At 62.4% G+C, this 25,912-nt stretch carries 22 protein-coding genes; 13 read left to right on the top strand and 9 right to left on the bottom strand.

The window, feature by feature from the left end; genetic code table 11:
- Positions 1–245: 245 nt before the first annotated feature.
- Both B9A12_RS05100 and B9A12_RS05105 read right to left on the bottom strand, forming a co-directional pair.
- Positions 246–1,070: a nitroreductase family protein gene (locus B9A12_RS05100; RefSeq protein WP_084056805.1), complete on the bottom strand. Its 825-nt coding sequence runs from the start codon at positions 1,068–1,070 to the stop codon at positions 246–248.
- Positions 1,071–1,088: 18 nt separating this feature from the next.
- Positions 1,089–1,862, bottom strand: a complete 774-nt coding sequence (locus B9A12_RS05105) for a competence/damage-inducible protein A (RefSeq protein ID WP_084056806.1) — start codon at positions 1,860–1,862, stop codon at positions 1,089–1,091.
- A gap of 150 nt (positions 1,863–2,012) precedes the next feature.
- Between B9A12_RS05105 and B9A12_RS05110 the strand changes: the two genes are divergently transcribed.
- Entirely contained in the window at positions 2,013–2,741 is a 729-nt protein-coding gene (locus tag B9A12_RS05110; protein WP_084056944.1) for an amino acid ABC transporter ATP-binding protein, read from the top strand.
- A 76-nt stretch (positions 2,742–2,817) separates the two neighbouring features.
- Positions 2,818–3,888, top strand: coding sequence for a branched-chain amino acid aminotransferase (locus B9A12_RS05115; protein ID WP_084056807.1), 1,071 nt, complete (start codon positions 2,818–2,820; stop codon positions 3,886–3,888).
- A gap of 319 nt (positions 3,889–4,207) precedes the next feature.
- Here B9A12_RS05115 and serA read toward each other — a convergent pair whose 3' ends face one another.
- Positions 4,208–5,788, bottom strand: a complete 1,581-nt coding sequence (gene serA / locus B9A12_RS05120) for a phosphoglycerate dehydrogenase (RefSeq protein ID WP_084056945.1) — start codon at positions 5,786–5,788, stop codon at positions 4,208–4,210.
- Positions 5,789–6,439: 651 nt separating this feature from the next.
- Here serA and B9A12_RS05125 point away from each other — a divergent pair.
- On the top strand, positions 6,440–7,018 hold the full coding sequence (locus B9A12_RS05125) for a flavodoxin family protein (protein ID WP_084056808.1): 579 nt from the start codon (positions 6,440–6,442) through the stop codon (positions 7,016–7,018).
- Positions 7,019–7,099: 81 nt separating this feature from the next.
- Here the strand turns inward: B9A12_RS05125 and B9A12_RS05130 are convergent, their stop codons facing one another.
- From B9A12_RS05130 to pgeF, 3 genes are read right to left on the bottom strand one after another with little or no spacing between them, the layout of a single operon-like run.
- Positions 7,100–8,086: a dihydroorotate dehydrogenase gene (locus B9A12_RS05130; protein ID WP_084056809.1), complete on the bottom strand. Its 987-nt coding sequence runs from the start codon at positions 8,084–8,086 to the stop codon at positions 7,100–7,102.
- Positions 8,032–8,904, bottom strand: coding sequence for a dihydroorotate dehydrogenase electron transfer subunit (locus tag B9A12_RS05135; protein ID WP_084056810.1), 873 nt, complete (start codon positions 8,902–8,904; stop codon positions 8,032–8,034). Before B9A12_RS05135 ends, B9A12_RS05130 begins: the two co-directional genes overlap by 55 nt.
- 4 nt (positions 8,905–8,908) lie before the next feature.
- Positions 8,909–9,727: a peptidoglycan editing factor PgeF gene (gene pgeF, locus B9A12_RS05140; protein ID WP_212636829.1), complete on the bottom strand. Its 819-nt coding sequence runs from the start codon at positions 9,725–9,727 to the stop codon at positions 8,909–8,911.
- Between the two features lie 301 nt (positions 9,728–10,028).
- Between pgeF and B9A12_RS05145 the strand changes: the two genes are divergently transcribed.
- The 10 genes from B9A12_RS05145 (at position 10,029) to B9A12_RS05190 (ending at position 21,535) form a co-directional block, all read left to right on the top strand.
- A complete protein-coding gene (locus B9A12_RS05145; protein ID WP_084056811.1) occupies positions 10,029–10,547 on the top strand; it encodes an FKBP-type peptidyl-prolyl cis-trans isomerase in 519 nt (172 codons plus the stop codon).
- 369 nt (positions 10,548–10,916) lie between these two features.
- Complete coding sequence (locus B9A12_RS05150; RefSeq protein WP_084056812.1) at positions 10,917–12,098, top strand: ABC transporter substrate-binding protein; 1,182 nt, start codon at positions 10,917–10,919, stop codon at positions 12,096–12,098.
- 158 nt (positions 12,099–12,256) lie between these two features.
- Positions 12,257–13,159: a branched-chain amino acid ABC transporter permease gene (locus B9A12_RS05155; RefSeq protein WP_084056813.1), complete on the top strand. Its 903-nt coding sequence runs from the start codon at positions 12,257–12,259 to the stop codon at positions 13,157–13,159.
- A gap of 2 nt (positions 13,160–13,161) precedes the next feature.
- A complete protein-coding gene (locus B9A12_RS05160; RefSeq protein ID WP_084056814.1) occupies positions 13,162–14,136 on the top strand; it encodes a branched-chain amino acid ABC transporter permease in 975 nt (324 codons plus the stop codon).
- Between the two features lie 6 nt (positions 14,137–14,142).
- Positions 14,143–14,970, top strand: a complete 828-nt coding sequence (locus tag B9A12_RS05165; protein WP_139796500.1) for an ABC transporter ATP-binding protein — start codon at positions 14,143–14,145, stop codon at positions 14,968–14,970.
- 14 nt (positions 14,971–14,984) lie between these two features.
- Positions 14,985–15,716: an ABC transporter ATP-binding protein gene (locus B9A12_RS05170; RefSeq protein WP_084056815.1), complete on the top strand. Its 732-nt coding sequence runs from the start codon at positions 14,985–14,987 to the stop codon at positions 15,714–15,716.
- Positions 15,717–15,756: 40 nt separating this feature from the next.
- Positions 15,757–17,076 (top strand): phenylacetate--CoA ligase family protein, encoded by a 1,320-nt coding sequence (locus B9A12_RS05175; protein WP_084056816.1) that lies wholly within the window; start codon positions 15,757–15,759, stop codon positions 17,074–17,076.
- A 98-nt stretch (positions 17,077–17,174) separates the two neighbouring features.
- Positions 17,175–19,040, top strand: a complete 1,866-nt coding sequence (gene iorA / locus B9A12_RS05180; protein ID WP_084056817.1) for an indolepyruvate ferredoxin oxidoreductase subunit alpha — start codon at positions 17,175–17,177, stop codon at positions 19,038–19,040.
- A gap of 112 nt (positions 19,041–19,152) precedes the next feature.
- Positions 19,153–19,764: an indolepyruvate oxidoreductase subunit beta gene (locus B9A12_RS05185; RefSeq protein ID WP_245802355.1), complete on the top strand. Its 612-nt coding sequence runs from the start codon at positions 19,153–19,155 to the stop codon at positions 19,762–19,764.
- Between the two features lie 376 nt (positions 19,765–20,140).
- Positions 20,141–21,535 (top strand): hypothetical protein, encoded by a 1,395-nt coding sequence (locus B9A12_RS05190; protein ID WP_212636830.1) that lies wholly within the window; start codon positions 20,141–20,143, stop codon positions 21,533–21,535.
- 548 nt (positions 21,536–22,083) lie between these two features.
- Here the strand turns inward: B9A12_RS05190 and B9A12_RS05195 are convergent.
- From B9A12_RS05195 to B9A12_RS05205, 3 genes are all read right to left on the bottom strand, one after another.
- Positions 22,084–23,514 carry an adenylate/guanylate cyclase domain-containing protein gene (locus B9A12_RS05195; protein WP_084056818.1) on the bottom strand — a complete coding sequence of 477 codons (1,431 nt, stop codon included), beginning with the start codon at positions 23,512–23,514 and terminating at the stop codon, positions 22,084–22,086.
- 120 nt (positions 23,515–23,634) lie between these two features.
- Complete coding sequence (locus tag B9A12_RS05200; RefSeq protein ID WP_170920359.1) at positions 23,635–25,116, bottom strand: diadenylate cyclase; 1,482 nt, start codon at positions 25,114–25,116, stop codon at positions 23,635–23,637.
- Between the two features lie 131 nt (positions 25,117–25,247).
- Positions 25,248–25,700 carry a DUF2914 domain-containing protein gene (locus B9A12_RS05205; protein ID WP_084056820.1) on the bottom strand — a complete coding sequence of 151 codons (453 nt, stop codon included), beginning with the start codon at positions 25,698–25,700 and terminating at the stop codon, positions 25,248–25,250.
- Between the last annotated feature and the right edge of the window lie 212 nt (positions 25,701–25,912).

A 25,912-nucleotide genomic window follows, 5' to 3' on the forward strand; every position in this document is an offset into this window, starting at 1 on the left:
CACAGGAGCAATCTGGGCGTTCTCGGACAGGCTCCGAGTAGTCGGACAGGTCGTGTTGAAAGAGAAATCCATCGGTGCAGGGGATAGGGGCGAAAATGTTTCGCCCCTATTTTTTGCCTTCGGTCAGGACCCCTCCTATCCGAGTCGCTTCCGGAGGGGTGCGTGGTGGGTGTTGGACGATTCCAGTCTCAGCAACTGGTCACGGCCCTTGATCTTTCGTTGCCCCCTGGGGCTCAGATGAGCGCCTATTCCAGCCAACGAAGGTCCAACGGATTTCTTTCCGGCAGTCGATGGTAGATCTCGTCGGGATAGCCCACCATCATGGTGCCCGTGATCACATGGTCATCGGGGATGCCGAGGAAGGCGGCCAGATCAGGGGTCATCTGCGCGCAGGTGTTCACGTATCCGGCCCAGCAGGTGCCCAATCCCAGGCTGGTGGCGTAGAGCTCCACGTATTCCAGGGCCAGGAAGGTGGTGACCCGGGCCGGGGCATGGTCCTTGGCTGCGGTCACCACGATCAGGTGGGGGGCGTCGCGAAGGATCCGGTCCTGGCCCTGTTCGTAGGCCCTCAAAATGCCCGGCATGTGGAACTTGTGGGCCAGTTCGGACCCTGAATCCACCAGGGCTTTCATCCATCGGGCCACCCGTTCCTTGACGCCCTTCATGTGCTCCGGTTTTTCCACCACCAGGAAGGAAAGGCCCTGGGAGTTGTGGCCGGATGGGGCATAACGGGCCGCTTGGAGAAGCTTTTCCATGAGCTCTCGGGGGACCGGTTCCGGCTTGTAACACCGGATCGAGCGGCGGGAGCGAAGGAAAGTGAGAGCGGTTTCCGGATCCAGCACCGGAAAGCGTTCCAGCGGCGTCTGGGTCGACAAAGGCGCCCGGACGTTGTCCAGGGCTCCATGGGGGCACACGGCCGTGCAGTGGCCGCAGGCGATGCAAAACTGCGCCATGCCGCGGACAACGGCCGGAAGGCCGCTGGCCTGCTGGGTCAGGATACCGGCCGGACAGGCGCGCACGCACGCCCCGTCCTGATCGCACTTGGTCTCGTCCACCTTGATCAAAGCCATGAAACGCTCCTTTCCGAGTCAATTGTCCTGGGGTTCCTTCCCACCGAAACGGTGTTGCAGATCGGACAACAAGGTCTCGACGCAACGGCGGGAGGCCGCGTCGTCTTTCCCGAACCGGCAGCGGATGCTGGTCACGGGGCCTGCGGGAGTGATGCCTGGGTAGATGCCCACCAGCACCTGGGGATGCTTTCGGGCGAACGCTTCCACCTGCGCGGCCACGGTGCCTTCGGGAACCGGGAGGCGGATCTCCTTCGTTTCCCAGAACGATCCTTCCAAGGGCCCCCAGAGGGCGTCCAGAACGGCGGTGGCCATGGGCTTGAGCATGCTGGGAAAGCCCGGGAAGGCGTAGACGGAATCCACGCAAAACCCGGGGGCTCCCGTGGCATTGGGAATGAGCGAAGCGCCCCGCGGAAGCCAGGCCATGCGGCGCCTCTGATCGGTGTAACGCTCCCGGTACCGTTGGGCCAGGAGGGCGTCGCATTCCCCGTGGAGCTCCAGGGGACGGTTCAGGGCCAAGGCCACGCCTTGGCGCGTGCGGTCGTCATGGGTTCCGCCGATGCCTCCCGAGATGAAGACAGGCCTGCAGCCTTGTTCCAGAAGGCTTCGCACGTGAAATGCGATCACCTCCTCACGGTCCGGCAACACCAGGCCCACCCGGGCCGCACGTCCCTTCTGGGCGAAGGCTCCAAGCATCCAGACCAGGTTGTCGTTGGCGCGTTCGCCGTAGATGAGCTCATCGCCCACCGTCACGGCCGCCGGGTGGACTTGCGCGGTTTCGCCTTTTCGCTCCATGACCGGGTCCCCTTTGGGTTCGGGTGCTTGCAAACGCAGGCCTATTTAGCATATTGTGGAACCGATCGAAAGGCGACCGACGGGGCGGCGCTGCCCACCTCCCTCTTTGGCTCGTTTTCTGCCTGAAGCACAGGGGCCCGCATGGAACCCATGATCTCCTTCCAAGGCGTTCACAAATGGTTCGGGGACCTGCACGTCCTCAAAGGCATCGACTTCAGTGTGAACCCGGGTGAAGTGGTGGTGATTTGCGGGCCCAGCGGATCGGGCAAAAGCACCATGATCCGGTGCATCAACAAGCTGGAACCCATCCAGAGGGGGACCATCATGGTGGACGGCATGGACATCAACGCGCCCACGACGGACCTCACGCGGGTACGGGCCGAAATCGGCTTCGTCTTCCAGCAGTTCAACCTCTATCCCCACATGACGGCCTTGGAAAACATCATCCTGGCTCCCATTAAGGTGCGGAAAATGTCCCGGGAGGAGGCGGAGGCCCTGGCCCTGGACATCCTGGAGAAGGTGGGCATGCGGGAAAAGGCCGATCATTACCCCGCGCAGCTTTCCGGAGGCCAGCAGCAGCGGGTGGCCATCGCCCGCGGGCTGGCCATGAAGCCCAAGATCATGCTTTTCGACGAACCCACATCGGCCCTGGATCCGGAGATGATCAACGAGGTCCTGGACGTGATGAAGGGACTGGCCCGAGAGGGTATGACCATGGTGGTGGTGACCCACGAAATGGGTTTCGCCCGGGAGGTGGCTCACCGGGTGGTCTTCATGGACGAAGGGTCCCTGATTGAAAGCGCCCCTCCCAAGGTCTTCTTTTCCAACCCGAAGAGCGAGCGGACCCGGCTCTTCCTGAGCAAGATCCTGACGCATTGAAATGGGATCGGCCTGCGGACGGAGCCCGCCCCGGGCCGTGAGTCGAACGGCATCGAACGCAACGTGGGAGGTTCCAATGGAGATTTCGCTTCAGCCTGTGGCCCCGGAACAGCGCAAAACCCCGCCCCCCGACGACCAGCTGGTCTTCGGCAAGATCTTCAGCGACCACATGTTCCGCATGGACTATGGGGAAGGCCGGTGGCACAACCCACGGGTCGTGCCCTACGGCACCCTGGAAATGGATCCCGCGGCCATGGTGCTCCATTACGGCCAGGGGATTTTCGAGGGACTCAAAGCCTATCGCTGTGCAGACGGCCGCATCCATCTCTTTCGCCCCCTCAAAAACATGGAACGATTCAACCGCTCGGCGCGTCGCATGTGCATGCCGGAAGTGGATGTCCAGTTCCACCTGGAAGCCATCGAAACCCTGATCCGGTTGGATGCGGCCTGGATCCCCCACAGCGTGGGGGCGTCCCTGTACATCCGCCCCACCATGATCGCTTCCGAGCCCCATCTGGGAGTCCGGCCCGCCCTGGAATACATCCACTACGTGATCACGGGCCCCGTGGGCGCTTACTATCCCGAGGGGTTCAATCCCATCAAGATCTACGTCAGCGACCAGTACGTGCGAGCCGTGCGCGGCGGGGTGGGCGAGGCCAAAACCATGGCCAACTATGCAGCAAGCCTCTATGCCGCTGAACAGGCCAAGAAGAAGGGCTACACCCAGGTGCTGTGGCTGGACGCCGTGGAACGGCGCTACGTGGAAGAGGTGGGAACCATGAACATCTTCTTCCGCATCGACGATGAGCTGGTGACGCCGCCCCTGAGCGGTTCCATCCTGCCTGGGGTCACCCGCGAATCGGTCATCGATCTGGCCCGGCACTGGGGTATCACCGTGAAGGAGCGGCCCATCACCATCGATGAGGTGATTGACCGCATCGCTTCCGGGGATCTCAAGGAAATCTTCGGCTCCGGCACGGCGGCGGTCATCTCGCCGGTGGGCGAGGTCTTTTACAAGGAAAGGAGCTACGTGGTTCAGGACGGAAAGGTCGGGGAGTGGTCCCGGCGCTTCCACGACGAGATCGTGGGGATCCAGTACGGCGAAAGGGACGATCCCTTCGGCTGGGTCCACCAGGTGAAGCCATGAGCTGTCCTGCCGCCAAAATTCCGGCCTAAAGCCCCCACAAGAGGGTTGAATTGCATTCAGTTTTGCATTAGGATGGAAGTAGGTAGGCTGACGTTATGTCGCCTTCTCCTAACCCCTCCTTGGCCTGCCCGGCTCGACCCCTCCGGCCGGGCAGGTTCTTTTTTGGATGCACGATCGTCTGATTTCATCCGCTGGAAACGGCACATTGGCAGGGCTTCGGCCCTGGGGCGGAGGCGGGTCGGAGGTCTTGGTGCGACGTCCGGCTTGGGCGGTGCCATTTTGCGGGGGCGGTTCGCGCCGGCGAGACCCCCGCAAGGTGCTACAACCGCACTTGTTCCACACTCAAGATGCCGGGGGTCTTGGCCAGGGCCTCCAGGGCCTCGGGTGGGGCTTCGTCGTCCAGGCGGACGATGGCGATGGCCCGATCCTTTTCCGGGGTGCGGCTCAGATGCATGTTGGCGATGTTCACCTGGTGGGAACCCAGGGTGGTGCCGATGAAGCCGATCACGCCCGGCTTGTCCTCGTTTTGCACAATCAAGTTGACCCCTTCCAGTTCCGCTTCCAGCCGGTAGGTGTTGAGGCGCACCAGGCGGATTTCGTTGCCGGGAAAGACGGCACCCGTGGCCGAGCGCCTCTGGCCCTTGCCTTCCACGGTGACGCGGATGAGCCCCGTGTATCCTCGAGTCTCCGAGGTGGTGGTGGCCACCAGCTCGATCTTGCGCTCTTTGAGCAGCATGGGGGCATTCACCAGGTTGACCTTTTCCGCCAGGATGGGATCCAGGATCCCCTTGGCAATGCTCTGGGTGAGCGGATCCAGGGGGAGCTCCGTCAATTCCGGCCCGCTGTATTCGATCTCTACGCGTTCGATGGGCGAACAGAGCTGTCCCTGCAGGTGTCCCAGGCGTTCGGCCAGTACCAGATAGGGCTGGATGCGCTCATAGTCCCGGGGGCTGATGGACGGGAAGTTGAGGGCGTTTCGGATGATGCCTCTTTTCAGGTAGTCCACGATCTGAGAGGCGATGGCTCGGGCCACGTTTTCCTGCGCCTGGAAGCTGGAAGCGCCCAGGTGGGGGGTGAAGATCACGTTGTCCAGGCTCAGAAGGGGGTTGTCTTTGGGCGGTTCTTCGGCGAACACATCCAGGGCCGCTCCGGCCACGTGACCGGAAACGAGCGCCTCATGGAGAGCTTCTTCATCCACCAGTCCGCCGCGGGCGCAATTGATGATGCGCACCCCCTTTTTCATGAGTGCCAGGGCGTCCCGATTGATGATGTTGCGGGTTTTGGGCGTCAGGGGCGTGTGCAGGGTGATGAAATCCGAACGCTTGAACAGTTCCTCCAGCGGTACCCACTCGGCGCCCAGGATGGCGGCTGTTTCCGGGGTGATGTGCGGGTCGTAGACCAGCACATTCATCTTCATGCCCAAGGCCCGGTCGGCCACAATGGAGCCGATCTTGCCGAGGCCGATGATGCCCAGGGTCTGCTGGTAGAGCTCGGTGCCCAGGAAGCGCTTCTTTTCCCATCGCCCTTCCCGCAGGGACTGGGTGGCCTGGGGCACGTGGCGGGCCAGGGCCAGCATGAGCGCCATGGTGTGTTCGGCCGCGGCCATGGCATTGGCCCCGGGCGTATTCATCACCAGAATACCGCGGGCGCTGGCCGCTGGCACGTCGATATTGTCCACGCCGGTGCCGGCCCGGCCGATCACCTTCAGTCGGGGGGCGGCATCCATGAGATCCGCCGTGACCTTGGTTCGACTCCGGACCACCAGGGCGTCGCAGTCGGCCGCCAGTCGCCGCACTTCTTCCGGCCCCGGCTGGTCAGGCGCCAGAACCTCCAGTTCGTCTTCGGCCCGGAGAAGTTCCAGGCCCTTGGAATGCATGCCGTCACAAATGAGAATTTTCATGGGAAGCTCCAGTTTTTCTTGTGTCATCCGTTATCCGGGAACACCTCATCGAGCCTCTTCCGCGCTCCAAAACGGTCGCTCCGCCCAATGCACGAGCCCGGGACCAGCAGAAAGCATGGAATCGCCGCTTTCGCGAGGATGACGGATAGGCGGCAGGACGGAGGATCTCCCGTTCCCGGATTGCCATTTCGACCGGGCATCCCCGGCAATCCGGCCGTGTCCCACGGTCCGGAGAGGGACGCCCTTCCGGTGGGCCTCCTTGTACAGGATTGTGCCGTTGGTGACAAGCGTTGCTTCGGAAGGCGCGCCGTGATGGCCGGGGAGAGTCCGGGCGGTGGGGGCGGCATTTGTGGATTGTGCCTTGACGACGAGACCCTGGCCCCGTCGGCCGCCTTGGGCCCGCCTTGGGCAAGTGCTATATTGAATCCAGCCGGTAAGAATGCCCCTGGGCCGACCGCCGGGCGGGGTCCAATGGTTGCAAGAGTCGGGATGTTCTGGACCGGTCGCTTCCGGTGATGGAATTTGTCTTGCTGTTGCTAATGGGGGATCCGCCGAACGCCGTGGAGGAGGTATCCATCGGTGGGGAATCTTTCCAAGACGTACGGACGGATAGGATCTTTGTAAAGAACGCCATGGGCTTGGAGGGAGTGGATGCAGGTTTTGGGAATCTATGGTTCGCCTCGTAAAGGGGGCAATACGGATCGGATGCTGGACGCCTTTCTGGAAGGGGCGGTCGAAGCGGGTGCCTCCGTGGAAAGGGTCTATGTGCGCCGGCTCAAGATGCAGGGATGCGTGGGGTGCGGCGGCTGTGACGAGACCGGAACGTGCGTGGTGGACGATGGGATGCAGTCGGTCTATCCCCTGCTGGAAGGGGCCGAAGGCGTGGTGGTGGCCACTCCCATCTACTTCTACAACGTGACAGGCCAGCTCAAGCTCTTGATCGACCGCTGCCAAGCCCTTTTCATGAAAAAGCAACTGGGTGCCGGCAATGGAACGGATCAAGGGGCAACGCCTCCCAGGAAGGGCTTTCTTTTGAGCGCCGCCGCCACCCGGGGAAAGCGCCTCTTCGACTGCGCGCTTCTCACCATGCACTACTTTCTGGATGCCATCGGCGGCCAATTGGTGGGGGATCTGTGCTTCCGGGAACTGGAAGGAAAGACCGATGTGGCCCAAGTCCCCGACCTGTTGGCTCAGTGCCGGGAGGCGGGTCGTCGCTTTGCGGGGGAGTGAAGAGCAACGGGTCAAGTGGGGGAAGGGCCGGGTGGAACCGGGTTTTGCCCTGCCATCCGCCAACCCTGGAGCCGGCCCGCCTCACCCATCGCCGGCACAGGCTTCCTCCGCTTGGGGAAGGCGGCAGGTGGTGTCCAGGGTGCCGATGTATTCCTGAACGGATGCCAGCCCCTGGTGTCGAAGGAACCGCTCCAGGCCGTCCAGGACCTCCACGGCGGCGGTGGGGCGCACCAGGTTGGCGGTGCCCACCTGCACGGCGGAAGCGCCCACCAGAAGGAATTCCAGGGCGTCCAGGGCCGTCTGGATCCCGCCGATACCGATCACGGGGCACGAGACGGCATGCACCACCTGGTAGACGCAACGCAGGGCCACGGGCTTGATGGCCGGCCCCGAAAGGCCGCCCAAGACGTTGGCCAGCTTGGGACGGCGGGAAAAGACATCCACGGCCATGCCGGACACCGTGTTGATGCAGGAGATGATGTCCGCCCCCGCGGCCTCCACCGCCCGGGCGATGAGGCCAATGTCCGTGACGTTGGGGCTCAGCTTGACGATGAGAGGGCGGTGCGTCTTTTGCCGGACCGCCTCCGTCACCCGCGCCGCCGTCTTGGGATCGGTCCCGAAGGCGATGCCGCCTTCCTTGACGTTGGGGCAGCTGATGTTGACCTCGAGGGCGGCGATCCCTTCCGCGTCCTCCAGCCGTTCGGCCAGGGCCGCGTACTCCTGTTCGCTGTTTCCCAGGATGTTCACAATGACCGTGGCGTTGCGCCGGCGCAGAGAGGGGAGCTTTTCGGCCAGGAACCGTTCCACTCCCACGTTTTCCAGGCCGATGGCGTTGAGCATTCCCGCCGGCGTTTCCGTAACACGTGGAGGGGGATTGCCCGGCCGGGGTTCCAGGGAGATGCCTTTGACCACCACGGCCCCCAATCGAGCCAGGTCCAGGAAATCGGAAAATTCCTGTCCGTAGCCGAAGGTTCCCGAGGCGGTGAGCACGGGGTTTTTGAGGGACAGAGGCCCTAGCTGCACACGAAGCTCAGGGGCCGAACGGGCATGGGTTCCATCTTTTCCCATAGGATCTTCCTCGAATCGAAAACAGGTCCTTCTTTGCACACATGGACATAATGGATCCGGCTGGAATCGTCGGGGGGCACGGCCGGAAGGGCGCATCCCAAGCAGGCGCCGATGCCGCAAGCCATGACCGATTCCAGAGACATGACCGCCGGAAGGTTTTGCTGTCGGGCCCACGTCGCCACGGCCGCCTGCATGGCCAGGGGCCCACAAGAATAGAGCCTTTGGGGTCGGATGCTCAGATCCCGGCAGGTCTGGTCCAGGAGGTCCAACGCGGTGCCGCATCGTCCCAGGGTCCCGTCGTCGGTGCTGATGAAGGTGGTGACCCCTTTCCGCTCCAATCTTCGGGTGGGCACCACTTCCGAAGCCGTTCGTGCGCCGTAGAAGAGGTAAACGCGTCGGGCTTCGTCGCCGCGCGCCCACTGGGCCAATCGATGGCCCCATTCCTCCATCGGGGCGATGCCGATACCGCCGGCCACCAGCGCCACGGTCTCTTCGTGGGCCGGGGGCAGGGTAAAGAAGTTGCCCAACGGCCCGATCACCTCCAGCGTCTCCCCCTCCTTTCGCTGGGACAGGAGCCAGGTGCCCCGGCCCACCACGCGAAAGAGGATCTCGAAGAGGCCATCGTCTTTGTGGATGCGGTGGAAGGAAAAGGGGCGGTTCAGGAGCGGATCGGTCCCTTCCGAAGTGATTCGCACCATGACGAATTGACCCGGCCGGGCCGTGGCCGTGATCCTCGGGGCGTAAAGGGCGATCCGGTGGGTGTCTTCCGCCACCCGTCGGGTTTCCAGCAGACGGGCTTTTTCCTGTGTCTTGGGCACGGTGTTATTCCTCCTGGGTGAGGGCGATCACGGCTCCCATGCGCCCTGTTTCCTTGTCGCGCCGGTAGGAAAAGTAAAGGTCCGGATGGCATGCGGTGCACTGTTGCGCCAGGTGAATGTTTTGGGGGCGCAGCCCCGCCTCCACCAGTTGGCGGCGGCTGATGGCCCAAAAGTCGAAATAGGTCGGGCGAACCTGGAAGGCCCAAAAGGATCGGGGAAGCTCTCCTTCAAAATTTCTGAATTCGGCGCAACAGGGCCCCAGGGAAGGGCTGACGGCGGCCACCAGCGATTCCGGCCGGCACTGGAAACGTTCCTCCAGGACGGCCACGGTCTTTCCCAGGATGTTGGCCACGCTGCCTCGCCAGCCGCTGTGCACGTTGGCGATGACACGCCTTTGGGGGTCGGCCAAAAAGACCGCCTGGCAGTCGGCGATGCGCACCAGAAGCCCCACCCGGGGTAGACGTGTCACCAGCGCGTCGGCCTCGGGCCCCAGGATGAGCGACACGCCTTCGTGTTTCCTTCGTTCCCACCGTTCCAGAAAAGCCTCGTCCACCACGACCACCCGATCGCCGTGGACTTGTCGGACCGCCGCCAGGGTCTTCAGACCGGTGTGGGCGGCGATCCGAGCCAGGTTGCGGGCCACGGCCTCGGGGCGGTCGCCGTTGCCGAAGGCGGTGTTGAGGCTGTCGTAGGGCGGGCGGCTCACGCCTCCCTGCCTGGTGAAAACCCCGTGGACGAGGCCGGTCAAGGAAGCCAAAGCAGGCCATCGAAAAACGTTGAGCCCGTTGGATTCTGCATGGGAGCACAGGTCGTTTCGCATCATGATGTTTGCCGTATCGCCGCCAAAAATGTGTGGGTCTCTTCCGGAGCTTGCGGCCCGGAGCCTCAAGGCTCCGCCTTCTATACCACGACGGAGCGTCCAGTCCAATGGGACCGTGGCGGAACCATCCCTTGGTTGACAAAATCGGGCCGGGCCTTAAGTTGAGGAATAACTTGGAATGCGGGAAATCCTGGGCCACGGCCGTGGGGAAAGGCCCATCACGGCGGGGTCCGTGGCGCCCGGCGCCCGAAAGACGGCATCACTTTTCGGGGTGTCGGATCATCAAGCTCAAGGAGTCGTATAGATGAAGCAAGTCAAAGAGTGTATGAAAGTGACCATCGATTTTACCGTGAAGACCACCACCAAGCACGGAGAGGTCCAGCAATCGCCGCCGGCCACCAGCACCTTCGTCTACGGGGTGGACGTTCAATATCCGTCGGTGGAGGCCGCTCTCATGAACAAGAAGGTGGGCGACCGGGTGCAGGTGTACGTGCCGCCGGAAGAGATCTTCGGGCCCCATGATCCCGAGCTGGTCCGAGAACTTCCCCGGTCCGACTACAAGGAAGAACGGCTCCGCGTGGGCAAAGTGTACCGGGAGATGCGCAATCGGTCCCTGGTGGAGTTTCTGGTGTTGGAACTTGGAGAAGATGTGATTGTGGCCGACTTCAATCATCCCAATGCGGGCGCTTCGGCCGAGTTCGACATCGTCATCCGCGATATCCGGGAGGCTAGCAAGGAAGAGATGCGCCCGTCCTGCGAGCGGGGTGGTACGGTGAGTTCCAGCGCCACCGCACCGGATGGCCTGTGTGAATCGAACGTCTGACCGATCCCGAGGGGCGTCCGCCTCTTGGATCACGGAAGCCGGGGCCTCCTCGTCCGAAAAGAGGGCCCGGCCTTTCGGAGCCTCTTTCGCCTTGACAAAACCAGGGGGACGCCTGTAAGCAGGGAAGGCGAACACCGTCACCATGGTTGTTGGGAGGACGAAGGCTCCATGAAGTCACGTTGTCCAAATCATCGTATCGGTTATTACTACTACGGCTACCTCAGGCGGTCTGCCCTTTGAGGTTATCTCCCGCCGAGAAAGCCGTGGGCAGACCGCGATTGGTCTTGCCCGCGGCTTTTTGATTGGGCCGTGGGATTGTTCCCACGGCCTTTTTTTGTTGGTCGTTTCTTCACAGGGAAGGAGGATGCCATGGTCGGTAGAGGTCGGAATCGATGTGTGGGACGGGCAAGTCGGGTCCTGCTTTGGGTCTGCGCCTTGGTCTTGCTGACCCCGGTGGGGGTCCTGGCGGGGGGCAAGCCTTACAAGATCGGAGCGGTCTTTTCCGTTACGGGCGGGGCCTCCTTTCTGGGGGAGCCGGAAAAGAAGACGGCCGAGATGATCGTGGAGCAGGTCAATGCCCGGGGTGGGATCAACGGGCATCCGGTGCAACTGGTTCTCTATGACGACGAGACGGACGCCACCAAGTGCAACCTGGCGGTGAAAAAGCTCATCAAGAGGGACAAGGTGCCCGTGATCATCGGACCCAGCACCAGCGGGAACAGTCTGGCGGTGGTCAGTGTGGCGGAAGCCTACAAGGTTCCTCTCATTTCCTGTGCGGCCAGCTACAAGATCGTGGAACCCGTGGCAAGCCGTCATTGGGTCTTCAAGGTGGCCGGATCCGACAAGCATGTGGTGGGCAAGATGTACGATTACATGCAAGCCAAGGGCATTACCAAGATCGGCATCATGACGGTGTCCACGGGATTCGGGGCCAGCGGCCGTGAGGAACTCTTGCGATTGGCCAAGGATTATGGCATCACCATCGTGGCCGATGAACGCTACGGGCCCAAGGATACGGATCTCACGGCCCAGCTCACCAAGATCCGGCAGTCGGGAGCCCAGGCGGTGGTCAACTGGTCCGTGGGGCCCACGGCGGTGCTGGCCGTCAAGGGCTGGCGGGATCTCAAGATGGAGGGGATAGCGCTGTTCCAGAGCCACGGCTTCGGGAGCAAGAAGTATCTGGAGCTGTGCGGTGATGCGGCCGAAGGCGTGCTGTTGCCTCTGGCCCGGGTCAATGTGGGGCCGCTGTTGCCCGAGGATCATCCCCAGAAGAAGGTGATCATGGAATACATCCGGGCTTATGAGGCCAAGTACCAGGAGCCCATCTCGTCCTTTGGGGGCCACGCCTGGGATTCCATGCACCTGGCTCTGGCCGCTCTCCAGGCGGTGGGACCCGACCGGGCCAAGATCCGGGATTTTCTTGAAAATACTCGGAACTTCGTGGGCCAACACGGCATCTTCAACTTCTCGCCCCAAGACCACAACGGGCTGAGCAAAGACGATCTGGAGATGGTCGTGGTGAAAAACGGAGACTGGGCCCTGGCCGAGTAGGGTTGTGCCGTTTTGGGAGCCAGCCTAGGCCGCCCGTGGGGGGGCATGGGAACAGGTGGCGGCGCGCCATGGCGATCGTTTGGAAAGCGGGGTGGATCATGCCGAGCGTGTGATCCGCCCCGTTGGTGTCAATCGAGACCAGCAAGGACCGATGCCAGATGGACAGTATAGGATTCGGGGCGGCATGGCTTCAGTATGCGCTGGGGGGGATCACGGTGGGAGCCATCTACGCCCTGGTGGCCATCGGCTACAACATCATCTACAACGTGACAGAGATCATCAATTTCGCCCAGGGTGAATTCGTCATGCTGGGCGGTCTTTTTGCCGTCTTCTTCCATGAAACCTGCGGGTTTCCCATGCTGCCGGCCTTCCTGGCGGCGGTGGCGGCGGTGGCCCTGACCGGGCTCATCCTGGAGCGTTACGTGATCCGAAAGGCGCGACACGCCACCGTCCTTTCCATGATCATCATCACCATCGCCTTTTCCATCCTGCTCAAGGGCGGGGCCATGTTGGTCTGGGGGCGGGATCCCTACCGGCTGCCGGCCTTTTCGGGCTCAGGCTCCATCCTGTGGAACGGCGTGGCCATCCAGCCCCAGGCCCTGTGGGTGCTGGCGGTGAGCGGAACCATCGTGGCCTGCCTCACCATCTTCTTTCAGCGAAGCGTCTATGGGAAAGCCATGCTGGCGTGCGCCGACAACCCCGCCGCCGCGCGCCTGGTGGGGATTCCTGTGCGGACCATGATCTTCCTGTCCTTCATGCTCAGTGCCGCCATCGGGGCGGCGGCGGGCGTGGCCATCACCCCCATCACCCTCATGGAATACGACCGCGGGGCGCTGCTGGGCCTCAAAGGCTTCGGGGCGGCCGTTCTGGGGGGGTTGGGCCAGTTTTTTGGAGCCCTGGTGGCGGGGCTCCTGCTCGGACTGGCGGAATCCTTCTGCGCGGGCTATGTGTCGTCCGGATACAAGGACGCGGTGGCCTTGGTGCTCTTGCTGTTGGCGCTCTTTTTCAAACCGGAAGGCCTGTTCGGCAGCAAGGAAGCCGCCGGACTGAAAAGGTTCTAGTCATGTCTCCGCGCAAATTGGTTCCCATCGGTGTCTTTGCTGCCTTCATGGCGGCGTTTCCGTGGATCGTGGCGCCCTTTGAATCGGTCTCCCACTACACGGATGTGATGGTCTTTGCGGGCATCTTTTGCCTGGTGACCATCGGGTTGAGCCTGCTCATGGGCTTTGCCGGCCAGATTTCGCTGGCCCAGGCGGCCTTTTTCGGCATCGGCGCCTACGTGTCGGCCATCCTGACGGGCCGGTTCGGCTGGAATCCCTGGGCCGCCATGCCCGCGGGGGCCGTGGTGTGCGCCGCCGTGGCCTGGATCGTGGGAGTTCCCGCCCTGAGGCTCAAGGGGCACTACCTGGCCATGGCCACCCTGGGTTTCGGCGTGATCGTTCACATCATCTTGAATGAGGAGGTGGAGTGGACGGGGGGGCCTTCCGGCATGGTGGACATCCCGGGCCTATCCATCGCCGGCACGCCGTTGCTCAGTGAGACGGCCTGGTACTATCTGGTGTGGACGTTTGTGGCCGCCGCGCTCCTCTTTTCCTATCACGTACTCCATTCCCGGGTGGGGCGGGCCCTTCGGGCCATTCATGAAGAGGAAAAGGCGGCCGAAGCCATGGGCGTTCCCGTGGCGTCTTACAAGGTCCAGGTGTTTGTCTACAGCGCCGTGCTGGCTTCCCTGGCGGGGAGCCTCTACACCCACTATGTGACCTTCCTGACGCCCAGCTCCTTCGACCTCATGTGGTCCATCCGCTTTGTCCTCATGGTGGTGGTGGGCGGCATGCAAAGCCTGTGGGGCGCTCTTTTGGGAACGGTCTTCCTCACCTTCGTGGGCAATGAATGGCTGCAGGTTTTTGCGGACTTTGAGGTTCTGGTCTATGGGGCCATCCTGTTACTGGTGGTCCTTTGGGTGCCCCAAGGCCTGGTGGTGTGGATGCAGGAGAGGTTGCGCCTGAGGCGGGCGGCGGACCTGTCCCGGTCGGAATAGGTGTTCATGGTGTCTTTCGATGCACGGTCTAAAGATCCCATTTTGACGCTGCAGGACGTGCACATGCGCTTCGGCGGCGTGACGGCCCTCAAGGGAATCCACTACCAGGTGCCCCGGGGGATCGTGCAATCCATCATCGGGCCCAACGGAGCCGGAAAGACCACGCTGCTCAATTGCATCAGCGGCGTGCTGCACCCCAGCGAGGGAGTCATCTCCTTTTTGGGTCGCTCGGTGGAAAGCGAGCCTCCCCACCGGATCGCCGCCCTGGGAATGTCCCGGACGTTTCAGCACGTGGCGCTCTTTCCCCGGATGAGTGTGCTGGAAAACGTCATGGTGGGCCGCCACGTGCGCACGCGGTCGGGTTTCTGGGCCGTGGGGCTACGAACACCCACCATGCGCCGGGAGGAGGCGGCCATTGGCCGGGAGGCCAAGGCGTGGCTCGATTTTGTGGGGCTGGCCGATGCGGCCCATCTGGAGGCGGGGGCCCTGCCGTTGGGCAAGCAGAAGATCCTGGAGATCGCCCGGGCCCTGGCCACCGATCCGGCTCTCCTGCTGCTGGATGAGCCTGCCGGAGGCCTGAATGCGCGGGAGACGGAGGAGCTGGGGGAGCTGATCCAGCGGATCCAGGCCCGGGGAATCACCGTGATCCTGGTGGAGCACGACATGAATCTGGTTATGAGCGTTTCGGAGCGCATCCTGGTCCTCTACTACGGGCAGCCCCTGGCCAGCGGTGCACCGGACGAAATCAAGGAAGATCCCCAAGTGATCCAGGCCTACCTGGGCGATGAATGGGCCCCGGAGGAAGGAAAGCCCATCATGAACGGCCGATTCTAACGGGAAGGAGCGGCGTGCTCACGGTCCGAAGCCTACACACCTACTACGGCAATATCCATGCGCTGAAGGGCGTGTCGCTGCATGTGCGCTCCGGGGAGATCGTGGCGCTCATCGGAGCCAACGGGGCCGGCAAGACCACCCTGGTCCACTCCATCGCCGGCCTGCTCAAGCCGCAAAAGGGAACCATCCTCTACAAGGAGGAAGATATCACCGCCCTGGCGCCGGAAGCCGTGGTGCAAAGAGGGATCGCGCTGGTGCCGGAAGGGCGCCAGATCTTCGCCACCCTCTCGGTGGAGACCAACCTGGAGATGGGGGCCTTTATCCACCGCAATCGACGCGATCAAGTGCAACGCGACATGGGCGCCCTGCTGGAACGTTTTCCCATCCTGAAAGAAAGGCGGCGCCAGCTGGCGGGAACTCTCAGCGGAGGGGAACAGCAGATGCTCGCCATCAGTCGGGCGCTCATGGCCCGGCCCGATTTTCTCCTCCTGGACGAGCCGTCCATGGGACTGGCCCCGCTGGTAATCCGGGAAATCTTTGCCATCATCCAGCGGCTCCGGGACGAAGGGCGCACCATCCTGCTCATCGAACAAAATGCCCGCGCCGCCCTTGAGATCGCCGACCGGGGCTACGTGATGGAAACGGGCAAGGTGGTGCTCCAGGGCGAAGGCCGGGAACTGCTGGTTCACCGGGAGGTGCAGCGGGCGTACCTGGGGAAGGGATCCAAGGAGATATGGGACGCCTGAGGGGCGCGCAAGACCGTGGGGGAGAACCTGGGGGAAAGGCATGACGGCGCAACTCCATCCCATCTGGGAACCGGAAAAGGAATGCATGGATCGCGGGGAATTGGAGCAGCTGCAGTTGGAGCGGCTCCAGGCCACGCTCAACCGCGTCTATCGCAATGTGGCCTTTTATCGCAAACGGTTTCGGGAGATCGGCTTCGTGCCGGAAGATGATTTGACGGAACCGGCCCATATCAAGCGACTTCCCTTCACCACCCGCGAGGACGTGAGCGATAGCTACCCTTACGAGATGTTTGCCGTGCCGTTGCGGGAAGTGGTCCGCGTGCACACCTCGTCGGGAAGTTCCGTCAATCCCCGGGTGGTGGGCTACACCAAGGGCGATCTCAAGACGTGGGCGCAACTGACCGCACGGGTGCTGGCTTCGGCCGGCGTGACCCACGACGACGTGATTCAGATCACCTTCGCCTACGGGCTCCTTTCCGGGGGGTTGGGCATCCACTATGGCGCGGAACGCCTGGGAGCTTCCGTCCTTCCCACCTCTGTGGGAAGAACGGACCGCCAGATCAAGATCATGCAGGACTTCCGAACCACCACCCTGGTCTCCACCCCGTCCTATGCGCTCATCATCGCCGACCGTATGGAAGAACTGGGGGTGGATCCCAAACAGTTGAATCTTCGGTTCGCCATCTGCGCCGGGGAGCCGTGGACGGAGCAGATGCGCCGCGAGATCGAAGAGCGCCTCTATGTGACGGCCACGGACAATTACGGGATCAGCGAAGTGATGGGACCGGGCGTGGCGGGCGAATGCCTGGAAAAGACCGGCATGCATTTCCAGGAAGACCATTTCCTGCTGGAGGTGATCAACCCGGAGACGGGCCGGGAATGCGAACCGGGAGAGCTGGGGGAACTGGTCATCACCACGCTCACCAAAGAGGCCTTTCCGGTCATCCGCTACCGCACGGGGGATCTGTGCCGGATCGTTCCCGGCTCCTGCCCCTGCGGAAGGACCTTTCGGCGCATCTCGCGCATCGAAGGCCGCTGTGACAACGTGGTGGTGATCAAGGGGGTCAACATCATCCCCGAACGCATCGGGGACATCCTGGAACAGGTCAAAGGGGAGCGGCCCGTCTACCAGCTGGTGGCCACGCGCCGCGGCCGACTGGACCAACTGGAAATCTGGATCGAGATCACCGAGCGTCTCTTTTCCGACAAGATGCGGGAACAGCGGACGCTTGTGGACGAGATGCGCCAGAAGGTGGCCAATTTCATCGGCATCGTCCCCCGGATCCGGCTGGTGGAGCGGGGGAGCCTGGCAAGGGAAGGGGACCGGGTCGTACCTTTCGTGGACCGGCGATCCGGCTGAAACGGTCGGGCCGTCGCATCGTCCGGAGCTGTCGTGATGGCGGCAATGGGCAAGAGAAACGGTGGGGCACCGATAAGGGTTGAGGAGGAGTGAAGAGAATGCACGAATTGCTGTCGCCCGAAAAGGGCGGAAAAAGGCTTCTTTTGGGCAACGAGGCCATCATCCGAGGTGCTTTGGAGGCCAACGTCCGCTTTGTGGCCGCCTATCCCGGCACGCCTTCCTCGGAGATCATCGACGGCTTCGCCCGGCTGGGCCACGAGGCCGGTGTGGAGGTGGAGTATTCGGTCAATGAAAAGGTGTCCGTGGAAAGCGCCTGCGCGGCGGCCATCTCCGGGGTCAGGAGCCTGTGTTCCATGAAGCATGTGGGGCTCAACGTGGCCGCCGACGCCTTCATGACTCTGGCCTACGTGGGGGTGAAGGCGGGCATGGTGATTGTAACGGCCGACGACCCGTCGCTCCACTCCAGCCAAAACGAACAGGACAACCGCTTCTACGCCAAGATGGCCCATGTGCCCATGTTGGAGCCGGCCACGCCGCAGGAGGCCAAGGACATGGTCCAGCCGGCCTACGAGATATCCGAACGGTTCCGCATCCCCTGTCTGTTGCGCACCACCACCCGCGTCAATCATTGCCGGGGTGTGGTGGAACTGGGGGATCTGCCGTCGGGCTCCGTCCAGGGAGATTTCCAGCGGGATCCTTTCAACCTGGTGGTGGTTCCCATGGTGGGCCGAAAGCTGCGTCTGCAGTTGCTGGAAAAGGAAAAGCAGCTCCAGGAAGTGTCCGAATCCAGCCCCTTCAACCGCGTGGAAGGCAGCGGACGCTGGGGCATCGTGACCAGCGGGGTGTCGGTCCTCCATGTGCGGGATGCTGTGCGGGAACTGGGAATCCAGGACAAGGTGAGTGTGCTTTCCCTGGGCATGACCTCTCCCATCCCGGAACGTCTCATCGGGGACTTTTTGCAAAACGTGGACCGGGTGATGGTCGTGGAAGAGTTGGACCCCTACCTGGAAGAGGCCGTGCGGAACGTGGCCCAGAAGATGGGACGGTCCCTCACCATCGCCGGAAAGGGTCCCGCTGGGATCCCGCAGGCCTTCGAACTGGACTCTCTGAAGGTCCAAAAGGCCCTGGGGCGGTTTTTCGACGTTCCGGTGCAGGCGCCGGCTCCCCTGAGTGCGCCCCAAGACCTCCCGGCCCGCCCGCCCAACCTGTGCCCCGGCTGTCCCCATCGGGCCACCTTCTATTCCATCAAGAAGATCTTTGGCGAAGACGCCGTCTATCCCACCGACATCGGGTGCTACACCCTGGGGCTCCTGCCCCCCCTTCAGATGGCCGACTTCCTCATCTGCATGGGATCCAGCGTGTCCACCGCGGGCGGCTTCTCCCGGGTGTTGGATCGGCCGGTGGTGGCCTTCATCGGTGATTCCACCTTCTTTCACAGCGGGATGACGGGCCTGGTCAACGCCGTCACCCATGACCGTAACATCTTGCTGGTCATCATGGACAACGGCACCACGGCCATGACGGGCCATCAGCCCCACCCGGGCGTTTCCATCACCCCGGGCGGCCGAAAAGAACCCAAGGTGGACGTGGAGCAGGTGGTGCGGGGCTGCGGGGTGCAGCGCGTTACGGTGGTGAATCCCCTCAACGTCAAAAAGACCCAGGCCGCGCTGGAAGAGATCAAGGAAGACCTGAAGGAAGGCGGCGTTTCCGTGCTCATTTCCCGTTCGCCGTGTCCGCTCTTTGAGCGGCGGGCGCTGGGCATCAAACAGCGCGTGGTCTTTCAGGTGACCGACGCGTGTGACCTGTGCCGGGATTGTTTGTCCCAGCTGGGATGTCCGGCCTTCGTTTGGGAACGGGATGGAGCCGGCGGCCAGTGCGTAAGGATCAACGAGACGCTCTGTAACGGCTGCGCGGTCTGCGCCCAGCTTTGTGACGCCGTCAAACCCAAGAAGCTGGAGGCCTGAGAGGCCGGAAAACCGTTCGGGCTCGAGGCGATCCCGGATGCACGCAACGCCAAGGCTTATCCGGTGAACAAGGCATGCGATGCCGCTTGAAGGGGAAGAAGGGATGATGAGTATGGAAAAGGCAAGGGATGCGGGACTTCGCATCTTCTTTACGGGTGTGGGAGGTCAGGGGACGCTTCTGGCCACGCGGATGGTGGGCGAAGCCGCCCTGATTCAGGGCTTGAACGTGATCATGAGCGAGATCCACGGCATGGCCCAGCGGGGAGGCGTGGTGGAATCTTCCATCGTGGTGGGCGACTTGGTCAGCCCGGTCATCGCCGAGGGACAGGCAGACGTGATGCTGGCCTTCGAGCCTTTGGAAGCACTTCGAGCCCTGGAAAAATGCCATGCCCACACCACGGCCGTGGTGAGCACCGTTCCCATCGTTCCTTTCACCGTGGCCACGGGGCAGGGACGCTATCCAGATGTTCAAGGGGTGCTGGAAACCCTGCAAAAGGACTTGGCCCAAGTGGTGGCCCTGGACGCCGTGGCCCTGGCTCGGCAGGCGGGAAACGTGCGGGCGGCCAACATGGTGGTGGTGGGGGTCTTGGCGGGGCTGGGAAAGGTGCCCATCGAACGATCCGCCTGGGAGGAAAGCCTGCGCCGTCTGCTCCCCGCCAAACTGCACGGTGTCAATGAGCGAGCCTTTGCCCTGGGATTTGACGCCGGGCGGGCGGTGGCCTGACAGAGGCCGGTGTGCAAAAGACTTCCGTTGGGGGGTAGAGGCTTGCACGTCCCTGTGCAATCCCTTGACCGGACACAGTGCTCAACGGGTGAATCTCCCGGGGAGGACGGGCCCACGGCCCTTCCTCCCCGTGGTTTGTTTCGGGCCTTGGGTTGAGCAGGTCCTTGCCCAGTGGGGCTTGCGGGCGGGGCCATAGCATGGCTCGGCTCATCCACCGAGGAAGAAAAACCAGCGCCGAGGCTCTGGTATGCGCTTTGCACCTTTTCTTGATGCCGGTGCCTGTCTGCCTTGTTGACGTGGCGTGCTTTTGGCATTATGTAATACTTCTCGTAAACGGCAGCGTGCCGTTCAAGAAGTATTCGCAGGGGGATCAAGCATGATCATCGGCCACGAGTTGCTCGAAAAGACATGCAAGAACATGATCGAGACAATTCTCTTGTGCCTGGATCATGCCACCAAGGGGACCATCTACCGCATCGGGCCCTTGCCGGAACTGCGCTCCGTTCGGGTTACGTGCGGCATCCGCGAACCAGGAAACGGAACCATTCGCTGGGGCCTTCCCACCGTTTCCGATTACAACCCGCCCGGAAAAACGTGGCTCCAATATCAGGATCAACCGGGGCGCGCTCTGGAGGCCATGGGATGGTGCGTGGAGCGCCAAAAGAGCTGGACGGCGGACGATCCCGACGAGGATCAGCGCAGCGTTCGGAAGCAACTGAGTGGGGAGCCGGAAGATTGGCACCACATGGAGCCGGTGTTGGTCAAGAAGGCCGACCTCTACGGGCAGGATGACTCAGATCTGGACTACCCCTGCAACTGGAAGGGAAAGCCCATCTGGCAGGACTCCGACTACGTGGTGGTGGCCGTCATCAAGATCCACTTCCTGCCCCACACCATCCGGCGTGGAGACCGGGCCACCAAGGTGATCAAGAAGCTCTCCCGGGTGCTGGGCACCGAAATGTTCTCCCTGCACATCCGTGAATCGGTCAGTCAGGTGCAGCAGGAACTGGCCAGTGAGCGCATGGCCTCCTGCAATGCCGTGGCCCACGAGCTTCGAAACACCCTGACCAAGCTGAGCTTCATCTTTTCCGCCATCAATGCCGAAATCAGCTTTTTGCGCGAACAGTGGGAGGAGCAGATCTTCCGGAGTGTGGGAGAGGTGCGGGGAAAGACCTCCATCCTGGTCCACCTGAACCAGATTCTGCTCAACAAGATGGCCCATCTGAACGGCAATCGGGAGCTGGGGGAGGTGGCGCGGTCCTTGGCGGAAGAGCAAAACGAACTGGCGGCCCTGCCGCTTCTTCCCGAACAGGCCGAGCGGTGGGTGAGTCAAAAGATCCGCCCCAAGTGGCAGCGGCTCCTGGAAGAATCTCCGCTGTGGACCGACGCGAAAGAAGAGGTCCAATCGCTTCTGGACCAACTGGGCAAGGCGCTTTGGATCGGCACGGACGAGAATCTGGCCAAACGGCTGGATCATTTGCCCGAAGAGCTCCGAAGGCACTGGCCGCGCTTGGCGTACGTGGACTTTTCGGTCGATAAACTGCCCGTCCTGGAAGAAATCCTCCAACTTCTCCAACACCCCGACATGCCCATCCCCCACAAGACCCAGACCCACAAGGTCCTCTCCTCCCTCAAGGCTCTCGTGGAAATCATCCCTGAGATGGAGACCCGGGCCAACCGGATCCTGGAATCCATGCGGAACGGATCGGGAAAGGACTTGCAGGACTACTGGAAAGATCGCATCCGAAACGGAGATCCGGCCCATCCCTAAGAGGCTGTCTGACAATGGCCTCTTGGCCTTTCTGATAAATTCCATTCAACTGTGCCATGTGATGTTTTTTTGAGCTTTGTCGAGGCGGGTTCGGAACCCGGCCCGCCTCCCGCAAGGCCGGGTCCGTAGCGCGGGCGCGTCTGGTACCGCAACCTTCCGTTCGCACAAGAAGGGAACACTCCGGGCGTTTTCAGACACTTCCTGGGAGCTTTCCGGAAACGGACAGCTTGGTCCGTTTTTGTGGGGACCGACCAGTTGGGGACTGCCATGACAAAGCCTGCTGCCGGCCTGAGGGCCAACGGGCTCTACACTCGCCGGGGCCCTCTGCGGGTGCCCGTATGCACGTGCCCCACGTCTCAAGGCGCAGTTGCAAAACATGACGCACACAACGATGTGCCGGTGACTTCCTGCCGCCTTGCCGCGGCGTTCCCACCTGTGGAACGCATCCAGGCCCCTGCCTCGAAACAGGATGCGCTTTTCGCCTCCGGGAAAAGGGGTCCACGACTTCCCGCAGTCCATCCGTGCCGGGTCCGTATGAAACGATGGTTTCATGACTTATCGGACGTTTTCCAGGACCCGGCCGGCTCTGGCGGGCCATCTTCCGACCCGCCGGTGCCGCATCGGCGGATGAAGTCGATGAGACGTTTTCGGGCTTCCCCATCCAGAAGCTTGGGTTGGACGATCAGTTCGAAGCCGGGCCCCCGGTGTGTCAGGCGCTGATCGGCCGAATCCTTTCCGATCCCCTCCAGGAGATAGGCCTTGATGGGATAGTGGATGCCTTTCAGGTGGAGCTCTCCCAGCTCTTGGGCCGAGACTTTTTCCGCGATGAGCGCATAGGTGGCGTGGCTCATGACAATCTGCCCCGGTTCTGCCTTTTCCTGGAGGCGCGCGGCGATGTTGACCTGAGATCCCATGGCGGTGTAGTTCAGCCACCGGGCGGAACCGAAGCTTCCCAGGACGCACACGCCCGTGTGCATGCCCATGCGCACCTGAAAAGAGTAAGGGTAGCCCTGGCGCTGCCAGCGTCTGTTGAGTTCCCCCAGTTCCCGGCGCATGGCCAGTGCCATGGCGGTGCACCGGTAGGCGCCTTCCGCCGGGTCCATGTCCGTCGGGGCGCCGAAGATCACCATCATGCCGTCGCCCAGGAGCTTGTCCACGGTGCCGCCGTGATCGAAGGTGATTCGAATCATGGCGTCAAAGTACTCATTGAGCTGCTGGGCCATCTCCTCCGGTTCCATGGCGTCGGTCAGGGTGCTGAACCGGCAAATGTCCGAGAAAAAGACGGTGATTTTTCGCCTCTGGTGCCGCAGGACGGCGTCCCCGTTGTCCCGGTTCAAATGTTCCACCAGGGGATCGCTGACGAACAGGGAAAGGCGTTGGTTCAAACGGGTGATTTCCCTGTCCTTGTCCCGAAGCTGGGCCAGGGAGGCCTTCAGGTGCTGGGTCTGGGCCGCGAAGCGGTCCAGCAGGAGAGCCAGAAAGACGCACACGGCCAGGAACGCCACGGCTCGGATGACTTCACGGCCCATGTCCACGGGCTGATCCCGTGAGGCCAGACTCAAGAAGGCCAGGTAGAGAACCATGTACCACACGGCGGTGAGGAGCACGCCCCGAAAGCGCACCCGGCCCCCCAGGAAAAAGAGGCCCATGAGCCAGCCCACCAGCATGAGGTCCCGAGCGGTTCCCACGGCGTAATAGCCGTAGGCGGCCACCGGGGCGAAGAGCAGCCAGTTGGGAACGAGCACAAAATGGGGGTCGAAGGAGAGAAGGCGGTCCCAGCGCCGATGGAGGGCCAGGCAGGCCACCAGATGGGCCACCGTGGCGGCGCCGAAAAGGATGATCAGCTGATCCATGCCGATATCGCTGTAGCCCAGGTGCTTGAGGGCCGCGATCATGGCGATGGCCACCAGCCAGCCCAGGTAGGCGAGCCAGAGCGCCTGGATCTTGCGCGTTTCCCCGTCGGGATCGGTCCGGCCCATGCCATCTCCTCCAGCTCCACGGGGATGCCCCACCCCATGGCACGGCCTGCATGGAGCCCGGCCCGGCGCCGGGCTCCATGACGTTTCGGAACGGAGGGAAGAGGTCCTCTGGCAGGTGGTTCAACCAGCGGTTTCGCGGGGCTTTCCAGCGGGGGGGGCGGTTGGGGCGGCTCGTTTCGCCACCGTGAAAAGGATCCTCACGCGCTCGTTTTCCGAAGAGGCGAGCTTGAGCGAGGAAGGCGATACAATGATCGGCACGGACAACTCTCCGGATTGTGTAATGGTGCCCAACCGGACGGGCGTCGTATAGAGCGTGTGGACATCTTTCAGGATGGTTTTTCCTCCCACCACCTGCACTTCCGAAGGAATAACCTGAACCTCGGTGAGAATCAAATCGTCCGGCAACCTTCCCGTCCAATCCACTTGGACCGGCACGGACTTGGTCGCCGGCACGTCCAGAACCACCTCCACCGTGGTGGGGGACACCGCGTTGAAAAAGACGCCGGGGGGCAGCTGAATGCTTTCCTGGGTGAGGGCGAAGACGTTCCTTCCCTCCTCGGCCTTGCTCAGGTCGATGCGCACATTGATCTGCTCAGGCCGCATGGACTTGACCAGGGCGCTGGAGCCATGGAGCTGGAGGTGAACCTTGTTGGCGGACGTTTCCAGGATTTGGTACTGGGGGGGGCGGTTTACCAACTCGATGGGAACATCCACCGCGATGAGGGTGTCTCCGCCCCGGGTAAAGCCGAACCAGACCGCGGTCATGATGACCAGCGAGAGCAAGGCCGCCAGAGTGAGCTTGCCCATCTCCCGTCGCCGGTAGTTGACATCCTTTTCATGGTCGGTGCCCAGATGATCCTCCAGAAGATGCGCCACTTCCTCTGGCTTGGAGATGGGCCGGATCCATTGCTGTTTGGCCACACTCACCCGCCCGCGCTCTTCGGAAACCACGACCACCAGCGCATCGCTTCGCTCTGCCAGACCCGCGGCGGCCCGGTGTCGGGTTCCATAAAAGGTGGGCAGGTCGGTCCGCTGGGACAGCGGAAGCAGCACCCCCACTTGCGTGATCTTGTCCCCTTCGATGACGGCGGCTCCGTCATGTACGGGGTTCCGGGGCCAGAAGATGCTCATGAGCATTTCCTGCGAGACGCGGCCGTCCCATGGGATGCCTCCATGCACCAGCTCACTCAGGTCTTCTTTGCCGGGAAAGACGGCCAGTGCTCCCATGCGCTTCTTGCCCATCTGGAAGAAGGTGTCCGCCAGAAGCTGCACGGCAGAGGTCTTCTCCATCAAGGGGGACCCCCACAGGAAATTCTTGAGGTTTCGGGCCTGGAGGGCGGTGCGGATCTCGTTTCGAAAGACCACGATGATGATAATGGCCGCCGCGGCCGTGATGGCCTGAAGCGCCCAGCTGGTCAGGATGAGACCCAGGGAGGCGGCCACTTCCTGGATGACCCACAGGGAAGCAATGCCCACCAGGATGCGGAAGGCGTTGGTGTGGCGGAACAGCACGTAGAGCCGGAAAAGGATGTAGCTGTTGACGAGGATGTCCACCAGGTCCTGCCAACGAATGGTGAGGAGGATGTTCAGGAAGTTTTTCATGTCCGCCGCACGTCCTGCATGGGCTCCCATGGGCCCGTGGTAAAACCGCCGTTCGCAATCCTTACCGGTCCCGCCGTGTCCTCATGGTAGAGCGGGTGGCATGTGTTCGGTCGTTTCAAAACCTGGCCTTCTCAGTCCGTGATGCTGAAGCGCAAGACCTTCAGGATCCGGCCTTCGGAGTCCAGCACCTCCACGCGCCAGGGGCCTTTGTCCGACTCGCGCAGTCGGATCATGCTGTAGGTGGCCCAGCGGGGCGGGTGGAGCTTCAAGCGAATCTGGGTGATCAATTCGTCTTTGTGGTACCAGCGGTGGTGGATCTGGGTCGGGGCGGATACGGTATCGAACAGGGTGTAGCAAAAGACCTGCCCCCGGGAGACGGAAAAGGTGACGGCGCTGTTGACGGGCAAAAGATCTTCCACCGCTTCGCACATGGTCGCCCGCGCCAGATGCAATCTCAGCTCCTGGACCTGACCGGCCGCGGAGGGGGCCTCGGCCTGCTGAGCGTGGGTCGCCCGCGCGCCGAGCAAAAGCAACGCCACCACAGACACCCACACAATGGAGACTATCGTCTTGGAAGGAACCATGGACGGCACGCTCCTTGTTTCCAGGCGAAGCCCACCGGATGTTCCCCGGCAGGTTCCAGGGCCACAGGGATCTCGGCTGTTGGACGGAACGCAGGGCTCGCGCTGTTGACTTCCGGTGAGTCGTCCCGGAAAGGACAATCTCCGAAATGACCTTAGTCTTTCTAAATAACAGCAAAATGGGATGGAGTCAAATAAATACTAGAATTGAAAGG

Origin of the sequence: Desulfacinum hydrothermale DSM 13146, assembly GCF_900176285.1 — a bacterium.
Lineage (GTDB): Bacteria > Desulfobacterota > Syntrophobacteria > Syntrophobacterales > DSM-9756 > Desulfacinum > Desulfacinum hydrothermale.

Excerpts from the sequence above, each read along its gene's own strand:
- B9A12_RS05185 (WP_245802355.1), top strand. The coding sequence starts at position 19,153 with ATGGAAAAGGCAAGGGATGCGGGACTTCGCATCTTCTTTACGGGTGTG.
- B9A12_RS05165 (WP_139796500.1), top strand. The coding sequence starts at position 14,143 with ATGGTGTCTTTCGATGCACGGTCTAAAGATCCCATTTTGACGCTGCAG.
- B9A12_RS05205 (WP_084056820.1), bottom strand. The coding sequence starts at position 25,700 with ATGGTTCCTTCCAAGACGATAGTCTCCATTGTGTGGGTGTCTGTGGTG.
- B9A12_RS05130 (WP_084056809.1), bottom strand. The coding sequence starts at position 8,086 with ATGGGAAAAGATGGAACCCATGCCCGTTCGGCCCCTGAGCTTCGTGTG.
- pgeF (WP_212636829.1), bottom strand. The coding sequence starts at position 9,727 with ATGATGCGAAACGACCTGTGCTCCCATGCAGAATCCAACGGGCTCAAC.
- B9A12_RS05145 (WP_084056811.1), top strand. The coding sequence starts at position 10,029 with ATGAAGCAAGTCAAAGAGTGTATGAAAGTGACCATCGATTTTACCGTG.
- B9A12_RS05200 (WP_170920359.1), bottom strand. The coding sequence starts at position 25,116 with ATGAAAAACTTCCTGAACATCCTCCTCACCATTCGTTGGCAGGACCTG.
- serA (WP_084056945.1), bottom strand. The coding sequence starts at position 5,788 with ATGAAAATTCTCATTTGTGACGGCATGCATTCCAAGGGCCTGGAACTT.
- iorA (WP_084056817.1), top strand. The coding sequence starts at position 17,175 with ATGCACGAATTGCTGTCGCCCGAAAAGGGCGGAAAAAGGCTTCTTTTG.
- B9A12_RS05190 (WP_212636830.1), top strand. The coding sequence starts at position 20,141 with ATGATCATCGGCCACGAGTTGCTCGAAAAGACATGCAAGAACATGATC.
- B9A12_RS05105 (WP_084056806.1), bottom strand. The coding sequence starts at position 1,862 with ATGGAGCGAAAAGGCGAAACCGCGCAAGTCCACCCGGCGGCCGTGACG.
- B9A12_RS05110 (WP_084056944.1), top strand. The coding sequence starts at position 2,013 with ATGATCTCCTTCCAAGGCGTTCACAAATGGTTCGGGGACCTGCACGTC.
- B9A12_RS05160 (WP_084056814.1), top strand. The coding sequence starts at position 13,162 with ATGTCTCCGCGCAAATTGGTTCCCATCGGTGTCTTTGCTGCCTTCATG.
- B9A12_RS05155 (WP_084056813.1), top strand. The coding sequence starts at position 12,257 with ATGGACAGTATAGGATTCGGGGCGGCATGGCTTCAGTATGCGCTGGGG.
- B9A12_RS05115 (WP_084056807.1), top strand. The coding sequence starts at position 2,818 with ATGGAGATTTCGCTTCAGCCTGTGGCCCCGGAACAGCGCAAAACCCCG.
- B9A12_RS05100 (WP_084056805.1), bottom strand. The coding sequence starts at position 1,070 with ATGGCTTTGATCAAGGTGGACGAGACCAAGTGCGATCAGGACGGGGCG.
- B9A12_RS05175 (WP_084056816.1), top strand. The coding sequence starts at position 15,757 with ATGACGGCGCAACTCCATCCCATCTGGGAACCGGAAAAGGAATGCATG.
- B9A12_RS05125 (WP_084056808.1), top strand. The coding sequence starts at position 6,440 with ATGCAGGTTTTGGGAATCTATGGTTCGCCTCGTAAAGGGGGCAATACG.
- B9A12_RS05150 (WP_084056812.1), top strand. The coding sequence starts at position 10,917 with ATGGTCGGTAGAGGTCGGAATCGATGTGTGGGACGGGCAAGTCGGGTC.
- B9A12_RS05195 (WP_084056818.1), bottom strand. The coding sequence starts at position 23,514 with ATGGGCCGGACCGATCCCGACGGGGAAACGCGCAAGATCCAGGCGCTC.